Source organism: Mycobacterium sp. WUMAC-067 (assembly GCF_020217485.1).
Taxonomy (GTDB): Bacteria; Actinomycetota; Actinomycetes; order Mycobacteriales; family Mycobacteriaceae; genus Mycobacterium.
Genome location: NZ_JAEKMI010000042.1, coordinates 18742 through 38269, shown reverse-complemented (window position 1 = coordinate 38269; position 19528 = coordinate 18742). Strand labels below are relative to the sequence as shown.

Annotated in this window: 16 protein-coding genes, 1 pseudogene and 1 riboswitch; of the genes and pseudogenes, 4 read left to right on the top strand and 13 right to left on the bottom strand. The window is 68.5% G+C overall.

The features are described 5' to 3' along the window. A pseudogene (locus JF781_RS22390) lies at positions 1 to 246 on the bottom strand (DUF5135 domain-containing protein); the annotation flags it as partial. A 178-nt stretch (positions 247 to 424) separates the two neighbouring features. Between JF781_RS22390 and JF781_RS22385 the strand changes: the two are divergent. Further along, the gene (locus JF781_RS22385) at positions 425 to 961 is read left to right on the top strand and encodes a MarR family winged helix-turn-helix transcriptional regulator (RefSeq protein WP_225327597.1); all 537 of its coding nucleotides are present in this window, start codon (positions 425 to 427) and stop codon (positions 959 to 961) included. Between the two features lie 99 nt (positions 962 to 1060). On the opposite strand, the gene dnaE is transcribed toward JF781_RS22385, so the two are convergent. From dnaE to JF781_RS22365, 4 genes are all read right to left on the bottom strand, one after another. Next, complete coding sequence (gene dnaE / locus JF781_RS22380) at positions 1061 to 4594, bottom strand: DNA polymerase III subunit alpha (protein WP_225327596.1); 3534 nt, start codon at positions 4592 to 4594, stop codon at positions 1061 to 1063. A gap of 121 nt (positions 4595 to 4715) precedes the next feature. Then, positions 4716 to 5147 (bottom strand): SRPBCC family protein, encoded by a 432-nt coding sequence (locus JF781_RS22375; RefSeq protein ID WP_225327595.1) that lies wholly within the window; start codon positions 5145 to 5147, stop codon positions 4716 to 4718. Between the two features lie 82 nt (positions 5148 to 5229). Continuing rightward, the gene (locus tag JF781_RS22370; RefSeq protein ID WP_225327594.1) at positions 5230 to 6033 is read right to left on the bottom strand and encodes an SDR family oxidoreductase; all 804 of its coding nucleotides are present in this window, start codon (positions 6031 to 6033) and stop codon (positions 5230 to 5232) included. Between the two features lie 3 nt (positions 6034 to 6036). Next, a complete protein-coding gene (locus JF781_RS22365; RefSeq protein WP_225327593.1) occupies positions 6037 to 7077 on the bottom strand; it encodes an SDR family NAD(P)-dependent oxidoreductase in 1041 nt (346 codons plus the stop codon). A gap of 221 nt (positions 7078 to 7298) precedes the next feature. Here JF781_RS22365 and JF781_RS22360 point away from each other — a divergent pair, with 221 nt between their 5' ends. Both JF781_RS22360 and JF781_RS22355 read left to right on the top strand, forming a co-directional pair. Further along, positions 7299 to 7706, top strand: a complete 408-nt coding sequence (locus JF781_RS22360) for a group 1 truncated hemoglobin (RefSeq protein WP_225327592.1) — start codon at positions 7299 to 7301, stop codon at positions 7704 to 7706. Between the two features lie 45 nt (positions 7707 to 7751). After that, on the top strand, positions 7752 to 8510 hold the full coding sequence (locus JF781_RS22355; RefSeq protein WP_225327591.1) for a class I SAM-dependent methyltransferase: 759 nt from the start codon (positions 7752 to 7754) through the stop codon (positions 8508 to 8510). Between the two features lie 54 nt (positions 8511 to 8564). Here JF781_RS22355 and JF781_RS22350 read toward each other — a convergent pair whose 3' ends face one another. Further along, on the bottom strand, positions 8565 to 9491 hold the full coding sequence (locus JF781_RS22350; protein ID WP_225327590.1) for an RluA family pseudouridine synthase: 927 nt from the start codon (positions 9489 to 9491) through the stop codon (positions 8565 to 8567). Further along, positions 9484 to 10098 (bottom strand): signal peptidase II, encoded by a 615-nt coding sequence (gene lspA / locus JF781_RS22345; protein WP_225327589.1) that lies wholly within the window; start codon positions 10096 to 10098, stop codon positions 9484 to 9486. The genes JF781_RS22350 and lspA overlap by 8 nt, the downstream gene beginning before the upstream one ends. Before the next feature lie 70 nt (positions 10099 to 10168). Here lspA and JF781_RS22340 point away from each other — a divergent pair, with 70 nt between their 5' ends. After that, positions 10169 to 11095: an asparaginase gene (locus JF781_RS22340; protein ID WP_225327588.1), complete on the top strand. Its 927-nt coding sequence runs from the start codon at positions 10169 to 10171 to the stop codon at positions 11093 to 11095. On the opposite strand, the gene JF781_RS22335 is transcribed toward JF781_RS22340, so the two are convergent. The 6 genes from JF781_RS22335 to JF781_RS22310 all read right to left on the bottom strand — a co-directional run bounded on the left by JF781_RS22335 (position 11060) and on the right by JF781_RS22310 (position 19501). Further along, complete coding sequence (locus tag JF781_RS22335) at positions 11060 to 12469, bottom strand: DNA polymerase IV (protein ID WP_225327587.1); 1410 nt, start codon at positions 12467 to 12469, stop codon at positions 11060 to 11062. The genes JF781_RS22340 and JF781_RS22335 overlap by 36 nt on opposite strands. A 113-nt stretch (positions 12470 to 12582) precedes the next feature. Then, positions 12583 to 13440: a DUF559 domain-containing protein gene (locus JF781_RS28600; protein WP_225327586.1), complete on the bottom strand. Its 858-nt coding sequence runs from the start codon at positions 13438 to 13440 to the stop codon at positions 12583 to 12585. A 103-nt stretch (positions 13441 to 13543) separates the two neighbouring features. After that, positions 13544 to 16660 (bottom strand): isoleucine--tRNA ligase, encoded by a 3117-nt coding sequence (ileS, locus tag JF781_RS22325; protein ID WP_225327585.1) that lies wholly within the window; start codon positions 16658 to 16660, stop codon positions 13544 to 13546. Between the two features lie 276 nt (positions 16661 to 16936). Then, positions 16937 to 17179, bottom strand: a complete 243-nt coding sequence (locus JF781_RS22320) for an Rv1535 family protein (protein ID WP_225327584.1) — start codon at positions 17177 to 17179, stop codon at positions 16937 to 16939. A gap of 287 nt (positions 17180 to 17466) precedes the next feature. Further along, positions 17467 to 17650: riboswitch (M-box (ykoK) riboswitch) on the bottom strand. A gap of 81 nt (positions 17651 to 17731) precedes the next feature. Continuing rightward, entirely contained in the window at positions 17732 to 18856 is a 1125-nt protein-coding gene (locus JF781_RS22315; RefSeq protein WP_225327583.1) for a nitronate monooxygenase family protein, read from the bottom strand. Positions 18857 to 18931: 75 nt separating this feature from the next. Next, a complete protein-coding gene (locus JF781_RS22310) occupies positions 18932 to 19501 on the bottom strand; it encodes a carboxymuconolactone decarboxylase family protein (protein WP_225327582.1) in 570 nt (189 codons plus the stop codon). Positions 19502 to 19528 lie beyond the last annotated feature (27 nt).

The window sequence follows — 19528 nt, the reverse complement described above, 5'->3', positions numbered from 1 at the left end:
AGCGAGGGTCATAAGTATGACCGGGTGTCCGGGATGACGCCTCCAGACGAGAACCGACGCGACCATTGTGCCAGCGGCGAGCAGAGCGCCCAATATCTGTCCGCACGCAAGCCAGTCGAAGGGGTGTAACAGTGGCTGTACCGGCGGCGGCTTGCCCACGCCGTCCGGATTCGCGTTGTCGGTCGACACCGGTCCGTGCTTGTCTGCGGTCACCAGAATGACGACCGCCAGCGCGGCCACGATCACCCAACCGAGTAGGACCTGCCAGGAGGAAGCGGCACGGGGGCGGTTGGTCCGGCTGGCGATCGCGGGCTCCTCGACAGGAACTGATGGCTTCATTGCACTCCTCGCCGTCTCCGTGCGACCTCGTGACGCGTGAGGCGAACATCGCCTCGGGTGAAGATTAACCCAGATTATTCATATAATGAAATATTATCTTGAGCCGCTGTCAGACGGCGAGGCGGTAGCGTATGGCGTCGTGACCGACGCCATTAGGCCTGCCGACGACGCCGACATCGTCGACTTTCTTGGAGCGGTGATGGACGTCCAACGTATGATTGCGACCCTCACCATGCCGGTGGCCGATGAGTATGGAATCTCTGAACGCGCCCTGGGCATCATCTTTCTGGTCCACGCCGGGCTCGATCGCCCCAGCTCGCTGAGCGAATATCTCAACGTGCTGCCGAGTACCATCACCGCGGACATCGACAAGCTCGCCGCCGCGGATCTGTTGCGACGGACGGCATCGAATGTCGACAAGCGGGTCACCCGCATCCGGGTGACGCCGCGCGGTGTGCGCCTGCAAAAGGAGTCGTTGCGCCAGCTGCATGAGTTCTTCCGGGCCAAGGCGGCCAGCGTGACTCTCAGAGAGCTCCAAGCCTGCATCGTTACGCTGCGCAAGCTCAGCGGTGTTTCGGAGTCGCCAGTTCCAAATCCGCTGCGGAAGACCGACGACGCGTAACCGTCAGCCCGCGAGCGCGCGTGTTTGTACACCGACACGCCGTAAACCGCGTACATATGAGCACCTTCGCGGCGGAGCGGGGCGCTGAACCGCGACCCGCTAGCCCCCTAGGCAGCCCGGGCCGAGTAGCTCCTTGAGGTCCCCCATCAACGCCGGCGACGGCGTCACCCGAAGCGACGCATCGAGTTCCAGCGTGGTGATCCGGTCCCCGCTGATCAGCCGCAGGTGTACCTGCGAGGTGCCCGGGTGCCGCGCCAGCACCTGCTTGAGCGCGCTGACCTTGTCGATGGTGCACTGCCGGGTGGGCAGGCTGACGGCGATCGGCCGGTTCACCTGGGCGGTGGAAAAGTCCGGCACCACAAGCTCGTTGGCGATCAGGCTGATGCGGTCGTCGCGGATGGCCACCTTGGCGTTGATCAGCACGACGGTGTCGTCGGCGATGTCGGCGCCGTAGCTCGAGTACGCGTGCGGGAAGAACATCACCTCGATGCCACCGGTGAGGTCCTCCAATTGCGCTGACGCCCAGGGCATCCCGTTCTTGTTGACCCGCCGGTTGACCGACGCGAGGATGCCGCCCACCCGCACCTGGGTCTCGTTGGGCACGTCGCCGTCGAGGATGGCCGGGATCTGGGTGTCGACCTGGGCGGCCAGCAGGTGCGCCACCCCGTTGAGCGGATGCCCGGACACGTAGAGGCCCAGCATCTCCCGCTCCAGCGCGAGCTTGTGCTTGTCCTCCCACTCGTCGTCGGGCACCTTGATGGTGAACACCGCTTCGGTGCACCCGTCGTCGCCGCCGAACAGGTCGAATTGGCCCATCGCCTCGGCCTTCTTGGTGCCCAGCACCGAATCGACCGCGTCGGTGTGCACCAGGAACAGGCCCTTGCGGGCGTGACCGAGCGAGTCGAAGGCGCCGGCCTTGATCAGCGACTCGGTGACCTTCTTGTTGCAGGCCGCGATGTCGATCTTGTTGAGGTAGTCCGAGAAGTCGGTGAACTTGCCCTTGCCGTTGCGGGTGCCGATCAGCGAACCCACCACGTTGGCGCCGACGTTGCGCACCGCGCCCAGCCCGAAGCGGATGTCCGTTCCGACCGAGGCGAAGTTCACCAGCGACTCGTTGACGTCGGGCGGCAACACCGTGATGCCCAGCTTGCGGCAGTCGGCCAGGTAGACGGCGGCCTTGTCCTTGTCGTCGCCCACCGAGGTCAGCAGCCCGGCCATGTACTCGGCCGGATAGTTGGCCTTCAGGTAGGCGGTCCAATACGAGACCAGGCCGTAGCCGGCCGCGTGCGATTTGTTGAACGCATACCCGGCGAAGGGAAGGATGGTGTCCCACAACGCCTTCACCGCTTTTTCGGAGAATCCGTTGGCGGTCATGCCCTCGTAGAAGCCCTTGTACTCGGCCTCGAGCACCTCGAGCTTCTTCTTGCCCATCGCCTTGCGCAACGCGTCGGCCTTGCCCATGGTGTAGGAGGCGACCTTTTGGGCGATGAACATGATCTGCTCTTGGTAGACGATCAAACCGTAAGTCTCGGAGAGGATTTCGCGCAGCGGCTCCTCGAGCTCCGGGTGGATCGGCTTGATCGGCTGGCGACCGTTCTTGCGGTCGGCGTAGTCGTTGTGGGCGTTCATGCCCATCGGCCCGGGGCGGTACAGCGCCAGCACCGCGACGATGTCGTTGAACTCGGTGGGCTGCATGCGGCGCAGCAGGTCGCGCATCGGCCCGCCGTCGAGCTGGAACACGCCCAGGGTGTCGCCGCGGCCCAGCAGCTCGTAGGTGGGTTTGTCGTCGAGCGGCACGGATTCCAGGTCGAGGTCAATTCCCCTGTTGGCCTTGATGTTATCCAGGGCGTCGCCGATGATCGTCAGGTTGCGCAGGCCCAGGAAGTCCATCTTCAGCAGGCCGATGGCCTCACACGACGGGTAGTCCCAGCCGGTGATGATGGCCCCGTCCTGCGGGCGCTTCCACAGCGGGATGGCCTCGGTCAGCGGCTCGCTGCTCATGATCACCGCGCACGCGTGCACCCCGGCGTTGCGGATCAGGCCTTCCAGGCCGCGGGCGGTCTGGTAGATGGTGCGGACGTCGGGGTCGGTTTCGATCAGGCCGCGGACCTCGGCGGCCTCCTTGTACCGCTCGTGGGCGGGATCGGTGATCCCCGACAGCGGAATGTCCTTCGCCATGATCGGCGGCGGCAGCGCCTTGGTGATCCGGTCGGCGATGGCGAAGCCGGGCTGGCCGTAATGGATTCGCGCCGAGTCCTTCAGGGCCGCTTTGGTTTTGATGGTGCCGAAGGTGATGACCTGCGCGACGCGGTCGGAGCCCCACTTGTCGGCGGCGTAGCGCACCATTTCGCCGCGACGACGGTCGTCGAAGTCGATGTCGATGTCGGGCGCCGACGGACGTTCCGGGTTGAGGAACCGCTCGAACAGCAGGCCGTGCGGAATGGGGTCGATGTTGGTGATGCCCAGCGCGTAGGCCACCAGCGAGCCGGCCGCCGAACCACGCCCCGGCCCCACCCGGATGTCGACAGACCGGGCGTAGTTGATCAGGTCGGCGACGATCAGGAAGTACGACGGGAAACCCTTGTCGCAGATGACCTTGATCTCGTACTCGGCCCGGTCGATGTAGTCCTGGCCGACGCCGGACGGGAAGCGGCGCGCCAGCCCGGCCATCACCTCGTGGTGCAGCCAGCTCGCCTGGTCGTGCCCCTCGGGCACCGGGAAGATCGGCATCCGGTCGCGCGGCGCCCAGACCTCGTCGTAGGGCTGCACCCGCTCGGCGATGAGCAGGGTGGAGTCGCAGGCGCCGGGGACCTCGTCGTCCCAGATCCGGCGCATCTCGGCGGCCGACTTCAGGTAGTAGCCGTCGCCGTCGAACTTGAATCGGTTGGGGTCCGAGAGGGTCTTGCCGGTCTGCACGCACAACAGCGCCTCGTGGTTGTGGGCGGCGTCGCGGGTGACGTAGTGGCAGTCGTTGGTGGCCAGCGGCGGGATGCCCAGCTTGCGGCCGATCTCGAGCAGCCCTTCGCGGACCCGCTGCTCGATGGACAGCCCGTGGTCCATCAGCTCGAGGAAGTAGTTGTCGGCGCCGAAGATCTCGCGCCACTTGGCGGCCGACTCCAGCGCCTCGCGGTCATGGCCCAGGCGAAGTCGGGTCTGCACCTCCCCCGAGGGGCAGCCGGTGGTGGCGATGATGCCCTCGGCGTGCTCGGCGATGATCTCGGCGTCCATTCGCGACCACTTGCCGAGCTGGCCCTCGAACGACGCCAGCGAGGTCAGCTTGAACAGGTTGCGCAGGCCGGTGGCGTTCTCGGCCACCATGGTCAGGTGCGTGTACGAGCCGCTGCCCGACACGTCGTCGGACTTCTGGCCGGGGTCACCCCACAGGATCCGCCGGGTGTCGAAGCGCGACGCCGGCGCGATGTAGGCCTCGACGCCGATGATCGGCTTGATCCCCGCCTTGGCGGCGGCGTTGTAGAACTCGCTGGCGCCGAACATGTTTCCGTGGTCGGTCATCCCGACCGCGGGCATTTGCAGCCGGTCCACCTCGGCGAGCATCGGCGTGATCTTCGCGGCACCGTCCAACATCGAATACTCGGTGTGGTTATGCAGGTGCACGAAGGACGAGTGGTTCATAGGGACGCCAGTCTATGACCGCCGACCGACACGAGTTGGGCGTGTCGCCGCGTGTGTCACGGATGATTTCGGTGGCGACCCGCCGCGCCCGGCTGCGCCGCGCTGGCGATCGCCACAGGGTTTATCCGTACAACTCGACGAAGTTTTTTAACGACTTCTGCACGTCGCCTTTGACGGCGCGTGCCGCCGCCGCGCCCACCGGACCGAACAGCGGGCGACCGCCCAGCTCCAGGCGCAGGCCCAGCGTCGATCCCTCGCCGGTGGGGCGCACGGTGAGCGAGACGGCGTATTTGGCGCCGCCTTTGCCGGAGCCCGACATCGCGACCTCGTGCGGCGGGTCCCACTTGGTCACCGTCCAGGTCACCCGGTTGCGGAAGCCCTTGGCGCGGGCGACGCCGACGACTTGGGTGCCTTCGCCCAGCTCGTCGGGCAGCTCGCTGCGCCAGCCCTCGTGCATGACCAGCCAGTCGCCCAGGTCCGACAGGTCGGACACCTGGTCCCACATCTGCTGGGGGCTCATCGGTACGTCGGCGGTCATCTCCACGGCAGCCACCGAATGAGCCTAGCGCCCGGCCTCATCCGTCACTGCGGTCTCGCTCGTTGTTGCCGAGACGGGCCCCGACCCGGCGACCCGCTCAGTGCTTGGGACCGCCGCGGAATCGGTTGCCGATCCGGATGCCCGGCAGCAGCAGGCTGCGCGGCACGAACCGGCCGCCCGTGCTGACCACCTTGGGAACCACGCCGGGCACCACCGTGCGCCTGCCGGAGACCATGCCGTCGATCGCCGCCTCGGCCACGTCGCGCGGCGAGACCTGCGCGAGCGGAATGCTGAACCGCTCGGCGTTGGCGATCTCCGCCCATTCGGTGGGCACCGGGCCCGGGCACAGGCAGGTGACCGACACCCCGGTGCCGTGCAGCTCCTCGTGGATGGCTTCGGAGAACGTCTGCACGAAGGCCTTGGTGGCCGAATAGACGGCCATGTAGGGAACCGGCTGAAAGCCCGCGATCGACGCGATGTTCATCACCGCGCCGGCGCCGCGCGCGACCATGCCGGGCAAGGCCGCGTGGGTGAGTTCCATCAACGCCAGCGCGTTGAGGGTGACCTCTTCGCTCTCGCGTTCCACCGGCAACTCGTGGAAGACCCCGCTGGTGCCGAAGCCGGCGCTGTTGCACAGCCCGGCGATCGGCTCGCCGCGCAGCCGTTCCGCCAACTTCGCGCGGCCCTCGCCGTCGCCGAGATCCAGCGGCAGCACCTCGACGGCCACGGAATATTCCTGGCCGACCTCGTTGGCCAGCTCGTCGAGGCGCTCGCGGCGCCGCGCCACCAGCAGCAGCGGGAAGCCGCGGCGGGCCAGGCCGCGGGCCAGTTCGGCGCCGATGCCCGAGGAGGCGCCGGTGATGACGACGGTGGTATCGATATCAGGTTTCGGAAGGCTCATGTCTCACCAATGTATCCCTCGGGTCGCCCGCACAAACGTCTCGCTTCGTCGGTCGAATTCCGTTGTGTCGGTGGTCGATTCGTCGCCCTTGGCGGCGCTGGAGTCGCCGAACATGGCGAACGCCCGGTTGCGCACCCGGTCCATCACCGCCGGGTTGACGGCATCGGCGACGGCGGCGAACTGGCCGAACGGTGAGCTGGCCCGGCGGGGCCGGTGCACGATCGCGTCGGCGATCACGCCGGCCGCCTGCTCGGGCGTCAGCGCCGGGAACTTGTCATACAGCGTGGTCGGGCTGATCATCGGCGTGCGCACCAGCGCCATGTGCACGGTGGTGAACTTGACGTCGTCGTTCACGGTCTCGGCCTGCAGCGAGTCGCACAGGCTGTCCAGCGCGGCCTTGCTGGCGATGTAGGCCCCGAAGCGGGGAGCCCGCGTCTGCACACCCACCGAGGAGACGTTGACGATGTGCCCATACCCCCGCTCGCGCATCCCGGGGATGAACTTGAGGATCAGCTGGACCGCGCCGAGGTAGTTCAGCTGCATGGTCCGCTGATAGTCGTGAATGCGGTCGTAGGACAGCTCCAGCGAACGGCGAATCGACCGCCCCGCATTGTTGATCAAAATGTCGACGCCGCCGAGCTCGTCGAGCACCTGATCGGCCATCGCTGCGATGGCATCCATGTCGGTCAGGTCGCAGGGGTAGACGTGGGCGGTCCCGCCGGCGCCGCTGATGTCGTCGGCGACCTTCTCGAGGTTTTCCCGGGTGCGGGCGACCAGCGCCACGGTCCCCCCGGCCTCGGCGATCTTCTTCGCGGCGGCCTCACCGATGCCCGACGATCCCCCGGTGATCAGGATGGTCTTGTCGCGGACGGCTTCCTTGAGCGTGCGGCCCTGCACCGCGTCGAGCAGGTTCCTCAGATAGAACGGCCGATACCGGCCTGCCGAGTTCGGGGTGTTGACGAGGTGAGACACCGTCGCCAGCGGCTTTTCCACCAGGCTCCCCAGCGAGTTCTCCACCAAGTTCGTCAAGTCGCCAAGGTTCATCGGCGTTCGCTCCCGGACAGTGATGTGACGTGCGTCATACCGCCAACCTAGGTCATCAGCCCCCCGCCACGATGCGGATTGCGGTCATGTGACGCGCAGCGCCCTCTCACCGTTTACCCACGACCAACGTCATCGGTGGGCAATCCGCTTGTTACACAAAGCAATCCGGGCGTGATCGCGCACTAACCGGCGGGCAACGCCGGGATGCTCCAATCGGATTCATGAAAATGCTGGCGCGCTTCCGCAAGGCCGGACCGGTCACCATCTATGAGCGGATCGGCGGGCACGAGGCGATCGAGGTCGTGGTCGACGACTTCTACGTCCGGGTGCTTGGCGATGACGAACTGTGCGGGTTCTTCACCGGCACGAACATGAACCGCCTCAAGGGCAAACAGGTCGAGTTCTTCGCCGCCGCGTTGGGCGGCCCGGAGCCCTACACCGGGGCACCGATGAAGCAGGTGCATCAGGGCCGCGGCATCAGCATGCACCACTTCGGTTTGGTGGCCGGGCATTTGGCCGATGCGCTGGCCGCCGCGGGGGTGCCGCCCGAGACGGTGACCGAGATCCTCGGTGCGATCGCGCCGTTGGCGCCCGAGATCGCCACGGGCGACGCCAAGGCGACGGTCTGAGCCGCGGACCTGCCATACGGCGTGAACGGTGCCTAGCATGCTGACATGCGGCGCACATTTGACGACCTGATCGCGGAGGCGGACGCCGCCCCGGTCGACGGCTGGGATTTCTCGTGGCTGGACGGCCGGGCGACCGAGGAACGCCCGTCGTGGGGCTACCAACGCCTGCTGAGCCAACGACTCGCGACCGTGTCGGCCGCGCTGGACATTCACACCGGCGGCGGGGAGGTGCTGGCCGGCGCCGCGCCGTTCCCGCCCACCATGGCGGCCATCGAGACGTGGCCTCCCAATGCGGCCCTGGCCACGCGACGCCTGCATCCGCTGGGCGTGGTGGTCGTCGCGACTCGCGATGAGCCGCCGCTGCCGTTTGCCGACGGCGCGTTCGACCTGGTGACCACGCGTCATCCGACGTCCATCTGGTGGACCGAGATCTTTCGGGTGCTCCGCCCGGGTGGCACGTACTTCGCGCAGCACATCGGCCCCGCCTCGATGGCCGAGCTGGTCGAGTACTTCATCGGGCCGCAGCCGGAGAAATGGGCCGAGTTTCACCCGGACGCCGTGCGCGCGCGGGCCGAGGCCGCCGGGCTGCAGATCGTCGATCTGCGCATGGAGCGGATGCGCGCCGAGTTCTTCGACATCGGCGCGGTCGTCTACTTCCTGCGCAAGGTGATCTGGACGGTGCCCGACTTCACCGTGCAGCGCTACCGCGACCGGCTGGCCGCCCTGCACGAGCGCATCGAATCCGGCGGGCCGTTCGTCACCGACTCAGTGCGGTTGCTCGTCGAGGCCCGCAAGCCCAGCTGAGCGATCGCAAGCGCGGCGAAGCCGGGCGCAGCGGGTCGCGACCATCAGACTGAGTCAGCCCTCGTCGCGCAGCACGTCCAGCGCGTGCTGCAGGTCGGGCGGGTAGGGGCTGACGATCTCCATCCGCCGCCCGTCGGCGGGGTGGGCGAACGACAGCGAGCGGGCGTGCAGCCATTGACGTTCCAGCCCAAGCCTTTTCGCGAGCTTGGGATCGGCACCGTAGACCAGGTCACCGCAGCACGGGTGGTGCAGCGCGGAGAAATGCACCCGGATCTGGTGGGTGCGCCCGGTTTCCAGGTGCACGTCGAGCAGGCTGGCCGCGACGAAGGCCTCCACGGTGTCGTAGTGGGTGAGGCTGTGCCGGCCGTCCTTGGTGACCGCGAACTTCCACTCACCGCCGCGGTGGCGCCCGATCGGCGCGTCGATGGTGCCGCTGGACGGATCCGGATGTCCCTGCACCAGCGCGTGATAGCGCTTGTCGACGGTGCGCTGTTTGAACGCCCGCTTGAGCAGCGTGTAGGCGCGCTCGGACAGCGCCACCACCATCACCCCGGAGGTGCCGACGTCGAGCCGATGCACGATGCCCTGCCGCTCGGGCACACCGGAGGTGGTGATCCGATATCCGGCGGCGGCCAGGCCGCCGAGCACCGTCGGCCCGCTCCAGCCCACCGAGGCGTGCGCGGCCACCGCGGCCGGTTTGTCGACCGCGACGATGTCGTCGTCGGAATACAGGATCGTCATGCCCTCGATGTCGACCGGCGTGTTCTGCAACGGCGCCGGCGGCTCGGGCAGGCGCACCTGCAGCCACGCGCCGCCGGTCAGCCGATCGGACTTGCCGGCCTGCACCCCGTCCAGTTCGACGCCGCCGTCTTCGGCCAGGGCCGCCGCCGCGCTGCGCGAGAGTCCCAGCAGGCGGGCCAGCCCAGCGTCGACGCGCATGCCCGCCAGTCCCTCCGGGACCGGCATCGAGCGGTCACTCACCCGGGCTGTCCCCGGTGTCCCCGTCGGCCTTGCGCCGCCCGACTGAGTCGAAGTCGAAGCCGAAGATCGACAGCACCACCAGCAGGATGGCGCCGCCGACCACCGAGGGGTCGGCGACATTGAACACCGGCCACCAACCGACCGAGAGGAAGTCGACGACGTGGCCGCGCAGCGGGCCGGGGGCGCGGAAGAAGCGGTCGACCAGGTTGCCCATCGCGCCGCCGAGGATCAATCCCAGGCCCACCGCCCACCAGGGCGACACCAGCCGCCGGCCCATCCAGAAGATGCCGACCACCACGCCCGTCGCGATCAGGGTCAGCATCCACGTGTAACCGGTCGCCATCGAGAACGCGGCGCCCGAATTGCGCACCAGGGTCCAGGTCACGGTGTCGCCGATGATCGGCACCGGCTGGCCGGGAGGCAGCAGCTTGACGGCGAGCACCTTGGTGACGATGTCGAGGGCCAGGACGATCGCCGCGACCGACAGCAGCAGGCGCAGTCGCCTTGGAGCAGGCTCACGCGGCCGCTGCGGGTCGGTCGCCGCGGCGTCCCCAGGCTTGTCGGCCGAGGTCACCGGCTCAGTCGATCCCGTTGGTTCTTCAGGCACTCTCTCATCATCCCCTACCGCTCCGCGCGGGCGAGCGACGTCCGCGGCGGCGATGCGCAATGATTCGACCATGGCCCGCCTCACCGTGATCGCCACCGGGGGCACGATATCGACCGCCACCGGCGCCGACGGGGTGCATCGCCCGGCCTACGGCGCGGCCCACCTGACGTCCGGATTCGACGTCGACGTCGTCGACCTACTGGCCGTCGACAGCTCGGAGCTGACGCTGGCCGATTGGGACCGGATCCGCGACGCGGTGAGGGCCGCGGTCGACGGCGGCGCCGACGGGGTGGTGGTCCTGCATGGCACCGACACCATGGAGGAAAGCGCGCTGTGGCTCGAGCTCACCTACGCCGGCGACGCGCCGGTCCTGTTGACCGGCGCGATGCGCAGCGCCGACGCGCCCGACGCGGACGGTCCGGCGAACGTGCGTGACGCCCTGGCCGTGGCGGCCAGCCCCGCCGCCCGCGGCCTGGGCGTGGTGATGTGTTTTGCGGGCCGGGTGCTGCAGCCGCTGGGCATGTACAAGGTGGCCACCGAGGACCTGAGCGGGTTCACCGGTCAGGTCCTCGGCACCGTCGCCGGCGACGTGACGCTCACCGGGCCGAAGACGCGGCCGTACGTGGGCGACCTGCGGGCGGGCTCGGCGCCGCGGGTCGACATCGTCGCGGCCTACCTGGGCGGCGACGCGGTGGCGCTCGACGCGTGCGTGGTTGCCGGGGCGCGGGGCGTGGTGCTCGAGGCGTTGGGCTCGGGTAACGCCGGGCGCGCGGTGGTCGACGCGGTGCGTCGGCACTGCGGCGACGGGATCGTCGTCGCGGTGTCCACCCGGGTCCCCGGCGGGCGGGTCGGCGCGAGCTACGGCCCCGGGCATGACATGGCGGCGGCCGGGGCGGTGATGGTGCCCAGTCTGCGGCCGTCTCAGGCGCGCGTTTTGCTGATCGCCGCGCTGGCCGCCGGCCTACCCGTCGCCGACGTCATCGGCCGGTGGGGCTGACACGGCGTCGGCCTGCAGCTCGCCGACGTAGTCCGGCCAGTCCAGCGAATCGACCGGATTGGCGCGGGACAGCTCGCCGCTGCCGGCGGGAAACGTCCGGGCCGGGCCCGGGCCGGAGGCGCGGGTTTCGAACCGGGCGGTGACCACGCCGTGGCCCGCGCCTTGCACCCACCCGTGCCCAAGCTCGCGGTGTAGGACGTCATCGCCCACCCGCCAGCCGTCCGCCTCTCCTGTTGGGGACCCCTTGGTGAACATCGCCTCGGTCGCGGTTTCGACCGAAGACGAATCCGGTTGCGGCTGCGGCAGTTCCAAATCGGGGAACAGCGACTCCTGGCGCACGTCGCTCAACCCCGAAAACCCCACGCCGAGAAGGCGAATGGGCCCGATCTCGCGCGGATCGAGCAACAGCCGCCGGGCCACGCCGACCAGCGCGGCGACCTCGGTGGTGGCGTACGGCAGCGTCGCGGACCGGGTCAGCGTGCTCATGTCGGATTTCTTCAGCTTGACCGTGACGGTGCGCGCGCCGCGGCCGTCGCGCAGCAGCCGGTGATGGGCGTGCTCGGCGATCGGTTCGATCGCCTCCCGCAGCTGTTCCAGGCTGGTCAGGTCGACGGCGAAGGTCGACTCGGAGCTGATCTGTTTGGCTTCGGCGCGCTCGGCGACCGGGCGGTCGTCGACGCCGAGGGCCAGCCGGTGCAGCGCCGGTCCGATCGTGGCGCCCAGGATGTTGGCCGCCTCGGCGTCGGTCAGCGCGGCCAGCTCCTCGATGGTCTCGATGCCGAGGCGGTGCAGTTTCTCCTCGGCGACCGGGCCGATCCCCCACAGCCGGCGCACCGGCAATCCGCCGAGCAGCGGCCGTTCTTCGTCGCGGCGGACCACGCGGATCCCGTCGGGCTTGGCCAGGCCGGAGGCGATCTTGGCGATCTGCTTGCCCGAGCCCGCGCCGACCGAGGCGATCAGCCCGGTCTGGTCACGAACCCGTCGGCGCAGGTCCTCGCAGAACGCCTCGACGTCCTCGGCGGACGCCCCGGCCAGCTGCGCGGGTTCGCCGAATCCCTCGTCGAAGGAGAGTTGCTCGACGACGGGGACCACGGCGCGGATGGTGTCGAAGACCCGCCGGCTGGCCACCCCGTACACCACGCCGCGCGGCGGCAACACCACCGCGCTGGCGCCGACCAGCCGTCGGGCCTGATGCATGGGCATGGCCGACCGGGCGCCGAACACGCGGGCCTCGTAGCTGGCGCCGGCCACGACGCCGCGGCCGCCCAAACCGCCGACCAGGACCGGCCGACCGCGCAGGGTCGGCCGGGTGAGCTGCTCGACGGAAGCGAAGAACGCGTCCATGTCCAGGTGCAAGACCCAACGCGACCCCATCCTGCAGATGCTAGGGCCCGCCCGACGCCGCGAGGCCAAGGCAGAGCGAGCCGCGAGACTGTACTTAGCGACGGGTCTTCTCGAGAAACGCGTCGCCAGCTACAGTCTCGCGGTCACAAGCGGCAGCCGGCGGCAAGCAGGGCGGTCCGGGCCCGGTCCACCACGACGTCGGGCCGGTGGCGTAGCAAGTCGGCGCCGACGCGGACCAGCCGCCATCCCCGTCGCTCCAGTTCGGCGGTGCGCTCGATGTCATTGGCGCGGATGCGCGGATCCGTCCAGTGCTGCGGGCCGTCGTATTCCACCCCGACGAGCCACTCCTCCCAACCCATGTCGATCCTGGCCAGCACCGCACCCCAGACGTTGCGCACGATGATCTGCGTCTGCGGCCTCGGCAAGCCCCCGTTCACCAGCACGAGTCTTGTCTCTTGTGGAGATTCGGCACCGGCATCGATGAGCGGCAGTGCTCGGCGCAGCTGCTTCATGCCGCGAGCGCCGCGGTGAGTCTTCAGCAGGGGGTACACGTCCTTGGCGGCAACACCCGTGGCGCGACCCAGGGCATCCATTCGGATCACCGCGACCGTCAACCCCGCGGATCGACGACCAAGGTCGAACGCGGTACGGGCGGGCGACGTGACGGGCACGCCGTCGACCGCGGTCACCTCCTCTGGCCGCAGCACGTCGTTACGAGTAATGATCAACGACGGGGGGCGCGTGCGATCGCACACCAATTCGGCGGGCGCGTGGGCATCGATCCACTCGGCGCCGAGCAGCGCTGCCGCGGAGTTGCCGGCCACGACGGCATCTTTCCCCGACCATAGCCACGCCGCGATCGCGCGATCGCGGGCGGTCAGTTCGCTGCCGCGGCGTTGGTACACGTTGCGGTAGACGCGGGTGCAGGAGCGTCGGAGCTCACGTTCCGTCCACGCTCCCGCACGGACGGCTTCCGTACCGATGAAAGGTCCTGCACTCACGACGGGAGCGTGCCACGGCCCCCTGACACGCCGCGAGACTGCAACTACCGACACCTCTTCTCGCGAAACGCGTCGTGGAATACAGTTTCGCGGGGCAAAAGGGTCAGGCCTTGGCGATGCTCACCCGCACGCCGTCGCCGATAGCGACGGCGTCCGGTACCGACTCGGCAAATTGAAAACTCGTGGCGAGTATCTCCCCCGCGATGAGGTCGCGGTGCGCCTGCGCCCAGTCGGCGCGCTCGGCGGGCACCGACATCACCACGCTGATGCGATCGGAGACATCCAAGCCCGTCGACTTGCGCAGCTCCTGCAACTCGCGGATCCGATCCTTGGCCCAGCCCTCGGCTTCGAGTTCCGGTGTGACGGTGCCGTCCAGCACCACCAGGCCCGCGCCGTCGGGCAGGGCCGCGGTGAATTCCGGGTCGGCGGCGACCAGCCGCGAGCTGTATTCGCCGGGCCGCAGGACCGCGGGGCCGGCGGTCAGGGTGCCGTCGTCGTTGACGACGCCCTCCCCCGCCTTGACCGCCTTGATCGCGGCCTGCACGTCCTTGCCCAGCCGCGGCCCGGCCACCCGCGCGTTGACGGTGAGCTCGAACCGGCCGTAGGTGTCGATCGCATCGGTCAGCTCGACGCTCTTGACGTTGAGCTCGTCGGCGATCAGGTCGGTGAACGGCTCCAAACGATGCGGGTTCTCCACGGCCACAGTGAGTTTCGGAAGCGGCAACCGCACCCGCAGCTTCTTGGCCTTGCGCAAGGAGGAGGCGGCCGAGCACACGTCGCGAACCTGATCCATCGCGGCGACCAGGTCCGGGTCGGCGGGCACCTCCCCCGCCTGCGGCCAGTCGGTCAGGTGCACCGACCGCTCAGCAGTCAGGCCGCGCCAGACGACCTCGGTCACCGAGGGTAGCAGCGGCGCGGCCAGCCGCGCCGTCACCTCCAGCACGGTGTGCAGGGTGTCGATGGCGTCGACGTCCTCGGTCCAGAACCGCGAACGCGACCGTCGCACATACCAGTTCGTCAACGCCTCGGTGAATTGGCGCAGCTGCTCGCAGGCCCGCGAGATGTCACAGCGGTCCATCTCGCGGGTCAGGTCGTCGCGCAGTTCGGCGAGCTTGGCCAGGATGTAGCGGTCCAGCACCTGGGTCGAATCGGTGCGCCAGGTACCGACTTTCGGCGCGTAGAGCGCGAGGAAGCTGTAGGCGTTCCACAACGGCAGCAGCACCTGGCGCACGCCCTCGCGGATGGCTTGCTCGGTGACGATGAGGTTGCCACCGCGCAGGATCGGCGAGGCCATCAGGAACCAGCGCATGGCGTCGGAGCCGTCGCGGTCGAACACCTCGGACACGTCGGGATAGTTGCGCAGCGACTTGCTCATCTTCTGGCCGTCGGAGCCCAGCACGATGCCGTGGGCCACACAGGTTTTGAAGGAGGGCCGGTCGAACAGCGCGGTGGCCAGCACGTGCAACGTGTAGAACCAGCCGCGGGTCTGCCCGATGTACTCGACGATGAAGTCGCCGGGATAGTGCGTGTCGAACCAGTCGGAGTTCTCGAACGGGTAGTGCACCTGGGCGTAGGGCATCGACCCGGAGTCGAACCACACGTCGAGCACGTCGGGGATGCGCCGCATCACCGAACGCCCGGTCGGGTCGTCGGGATTGGGCCGGGTCAGCTCGTCGATGAAGGGCCGGTGCAGGTTGGTCGGCCGCACCCCGAAGTCGCGCTCCAGCTCGTCGAGGCTGCCGTACACGTCGATGCGAGGGTAGGCGGGATCGTCGGACTTCCACACCGGAATCGGTGTGCCCCAGTAGCGGTTTCGCGAGATCGACCAATCGCGGGCGCCCTGCAACCACTTGCCGAACTGACCGTCCTTGACGTGCTCGGGGTACCAGGTGATCTGCTGGTTGAGTTCGACCATGCGGTCGCGGAATTCGGTGACGGCGACGAACCACGACGACACCGCCCGGTAGATCAGCGGATTGCGGCACCGCCAGCAGTGCGGGTAGGGGTGCTCGTAGGTTTCGTGGCGCAGCAGCACCGCCCCGTGGGCCGCGGCGGGTCCGCTGCCATTCTTCAGGTCGCGGATGATGTGCGGGTTGGCGTCAAAGACGTGCTGCCCCTGGTAATCCGGGACGGTGGCGTCGAAACGCCCCTTGGAATCGACCGGGGTGACCGCGGCGATGCCGGCGGCGTCCGCGACGACCATGTCGTCCTCGCCGTAGGCCGGCGCCATGTGCACGATGCCGGTGCCGTCCTCGGTGGTGACGAACTCGCCCGGCAGGACCCGAAATGCGTTGGGGGTGTCCGAGAAATACGGGAACGGCGGCAGGTACTGCGTGCCCAGCAGGTCCGCACCCCGGTAGGTGCCGAGCACCTCGGGCTCTTCGCCGAGCTCCTTCGCGTAGGCGGCCAGCCGCGCCTCGGCCAGCACGAAACGCCTGCCCTCGGAAAGCACCTCGACGTAGGTCACGTCGGGATTGACCGCGACGGCGAGGTTGGACGGCAGCGTCCACGGCGTGGTCGTCCAGACCAACAAGAAAGCCCCGTCCAGGTCGCCGCCCACCACCCGGAAGCCGACCGTGAGCGCGGGGTCCTGCCGGCTCTGGTAGACGTCGTCGTCCATCCGCAATTCGTGGTTGGACAGCGGGGTTTCGTCGCGCCAGCAATAGGGCAACACCCGGTAGCCCTCGTACGCCAGGCCCTTGTCCCACAGCTGTTTGAACGCCCAGATCACCGACTCCATATACGGCAGGTCCAGCGTCTTGTAGTCGTTGTCGAAATCGACCCAGCGCGCCTGGCGGGTGACGTAGGCCCGCCACTCGTCGGTGTAGCGCAGCACCGAGGCCCGGCAGGCGTCGTTGAAGGCGGCGATGCCCATGTCGTCGATCTGCGATTTGTCGGTGATCCCGAGCTGGCGCTCGACCTCGAGTTCGGCCGGCAGTCCGTGGGTGTCCCAGCCGAACCGGCGCTCCACCTTGTAGCCGCGCATGGTGCGGTATCGCGGGACGATGTCCTTGACGTAGCCGGTGAGCAGGTGCCCGTAGTGCGGCAGGCCGTTGGCGAACGGCGGCCCGTCGTAGAACACATATTCTTCGGCGCCGTCGCGGCGGGCGATGCTGGCGCGGAAGGTGTCGTCGCGGGCCCAGTAGTCCAGCACCTCGAGCTCGAGGGCCGGGAAGTCGGGCGCCCCGCCGGCTGGCTTCGGGTATGTGTGCTCGGTCAAACGTCGTCTCCTGTGCCAGTCTCAGGCCTGGGGACGACGACGCGCTGGCTGCGCGAGCGCCGCGGTACCACCCCGCTTGCCGCGCTTTCGCGCGGCCGCTCATTGAAAAGGCTGTGACGGGCCTACCCGTTCGGTTCTACTGAGCCGGTCGGCTGTTCTTCCGAAGGCTCCCCGGTGATGGCCGGATCGACGCCAGTAAATCTTATCGCGAGACTGCAACTACCGACGCAAACGCCGAGTGAACCCGTCGGCAGTTACAGTCTCGCGGTCGGACTGTCAGGCCCGAACCTCGAGCACACCCACCCGCCACAGCGCCGCGTACACGTGCCGCAGCGGAATGCTCAGCAACCGGCAGGCCCCGTTGACCAGCGGGTCGCCGCCCGGGCCGAAGAGCGGGTAATCGCTGCGGCGCGGCTCTTCCACGGGCTCGGGAACCTGGATTTCGGTGACGTCGGGAACCACCGTCAAGGTGCGGGCGGGCGCGACGGTGACGACTTCGTCGTAGAGAGCTGCGGTCATGATCGACTCCTAGAGGAGAATGCCAACGGGGACCAAAAAGGACTGACGTGTCCCGTCCCGGGTCGGTTCCGATCTCAGAACGCTTGGCGGATAAGCACTTAGCGTGTGCGACGACTCAGCCGAGAAGGTCGCGCCGGAGAACGGATCGGGACGAAACAGGGTTCGGACTTCGATCCGGACTATCGCTAGAACTCATGTGTCCCTCACCTCCTCGCGGTCGCGACGCATGCGGGGTCGCATGCGATCTAGGCGCAGCAAAAGGAGCAGAATCCGACGACCGCCGGAGATCCGCACCCCTCTCGTCAGAGCTTCGGCACCACACGACGTGTCCTGGCTGGAAAACAATCCAAACCGGAAGCCACCTGGGCTCAACCCTTAAGCCGGGAGGAGCTGTCCTGACCCGGGGCGTCTTTCGACGTTCGGGGTCAGTGGCCTGTATTCGTGTAGACGCCTCACCTAACGAGGTGCTTACCCGACCGATAATGCACGAGCGGTCTGACGCGGTCAAATCCCTGGATAGCGTGTCCGCGATTCGTTACCGACCGGATCGGGTCACTTCTCGACCAGGCCGTCGAGCCGGCCGATCGTGTCGATGAACTCGTCGACCATGTCGAGTACCACCGAGCGCGTCGGGCGGACCCGATCGAGCGAGCCCACCACCTGCCCGACGAAGTAAGTCGCCAGCTCACGCGCCTTGGCGCCGTCGTGGGCGGCCGCGGAGTTGATGCGCACCTGCGGCTCGGTGATCAGCGCGGTCTGCAACGGCATGCCCAGCGGGTCCGGGTTCTCCGGGCGGTCCCACTCCTCGGTCCAGGCGGTGCGCAGCATCCGCGCCGGCTTGCCGGTCATCGAGCGCGACCGCACCGTGTCCGAGGACGTGGCGGCCAGGAACTTCTCCTTGACCACGGGCACCGTCTCGGCCTCCTCAGTGGTCAGCCAGACCGACCCGCACCACACGCCCTCGGCGCCCAAAGCCAGCGCCGCCGCAATCTGGCGGCCGCGGGCGATCCCGCCGGCGGCGAGCACGGGCACCGGCGCGACGGCGTCGACGACCTCCGGCACCAGCACCATGGTCGCCACCTCGCCGGTGTGGCCGCCGGCCTCGGTGCCCTGCGCGACGATCAGGTCGACGCCGGCGGCGGCATGCCGCTGCGCGTGGCGGGTGGTGCCGGCCAACGCGGCCACCAGCACGTCCTGGTCGTGGGCGCGTTCGACGAGGTCCGCCGGGGGCGGGCCGAGCGCGCTGGCGATCAGCCGGATGTTGTGCGCGAAGGCCACGTCGAGCAGCGGCTGGTAGCTCTTGGGCGAGATGTTCAAACCGCCCGCGGACGCGCGGGCTTCCCCGGCGGGCGCCGTCACCCCGTAGCGGGCCAGCAGGTTGTCGACGAACGCGCGGTGCTCGTCGGGCAGCAGAGTCCGGGTCTGGGCGGGGTCGATCCCGCCCCGCTCGGCGCCGACGTATTTGGGCGGCAGCAGCAGGTCGACCCCGTAGGGCTTGCCGCCGGTCTGCTCCTCGATCCAGGTCAACTCGCTGCGCAGCCGCGCCGGGCTGTGCGCGGTGGCACCCAGGACGCCGAACCCGCCCGCATTCGTCACCGCGGCCACCACGTCGCGGCAATGGCTGAAGGCGCAGATCGGGAATTCGACACCGAGCATCTCGGCGACCCTGGTTCTCATTGCCCGACGCTAAGAGTTCTCCCTTGATAAGTCAATCGCTTACGGCCCTGAGCAATTCACGCCGGGACTGCGGCCCTACGACCCGGGCGGGCGGCCGTCCGGAGGCCAGCTCGACACACCCTCCTCCAGCGGCACCTCGAGGCTCTGCAGGATGGACGAGACCATGCGCCACGCGCCGATGACCGTGACCAGTTCGACGAGAACCGTTGTGTCGCCGTTGAATTCGCGCTCGCATGCCGCCCAGCTCGCGGCGCTGACCGCGCCGTCGCGCACCACGTCGTCGGTGGCCGCCAGCACGGCCCGCTCGGTGGGCCCAAACCCCGAGTGGTTCCGCCACTCTCGCACGCCGAGCAGGTCGTCGCCCGGGACGCCGAGCCGGGACGCGACGCGCCAGTGCTGCGTCCATTCGTAGTCGCAGGCGGTCAGCCAGCCGATCCTCATGATCACCAGCTCGCGCAGCCGCGCGTCGAGGGCGCCGTGCCAGAGCATGGTGGCGAGCAGGTCGTTGATGGCGCGCGCCAGCGGCGGATGGTTGAGCAGCACTTGGAAGATGCTCAGTTCGGCCATGTAATTGGGGACGGCCGCTTCGTCCGCGGCGGCTTTGGCTTCGTCCAGTGGCAGTTTGGGCAGGCGCGCTGTTGTCATCGGATGAGCACTCCTCTCCTGCGGCGG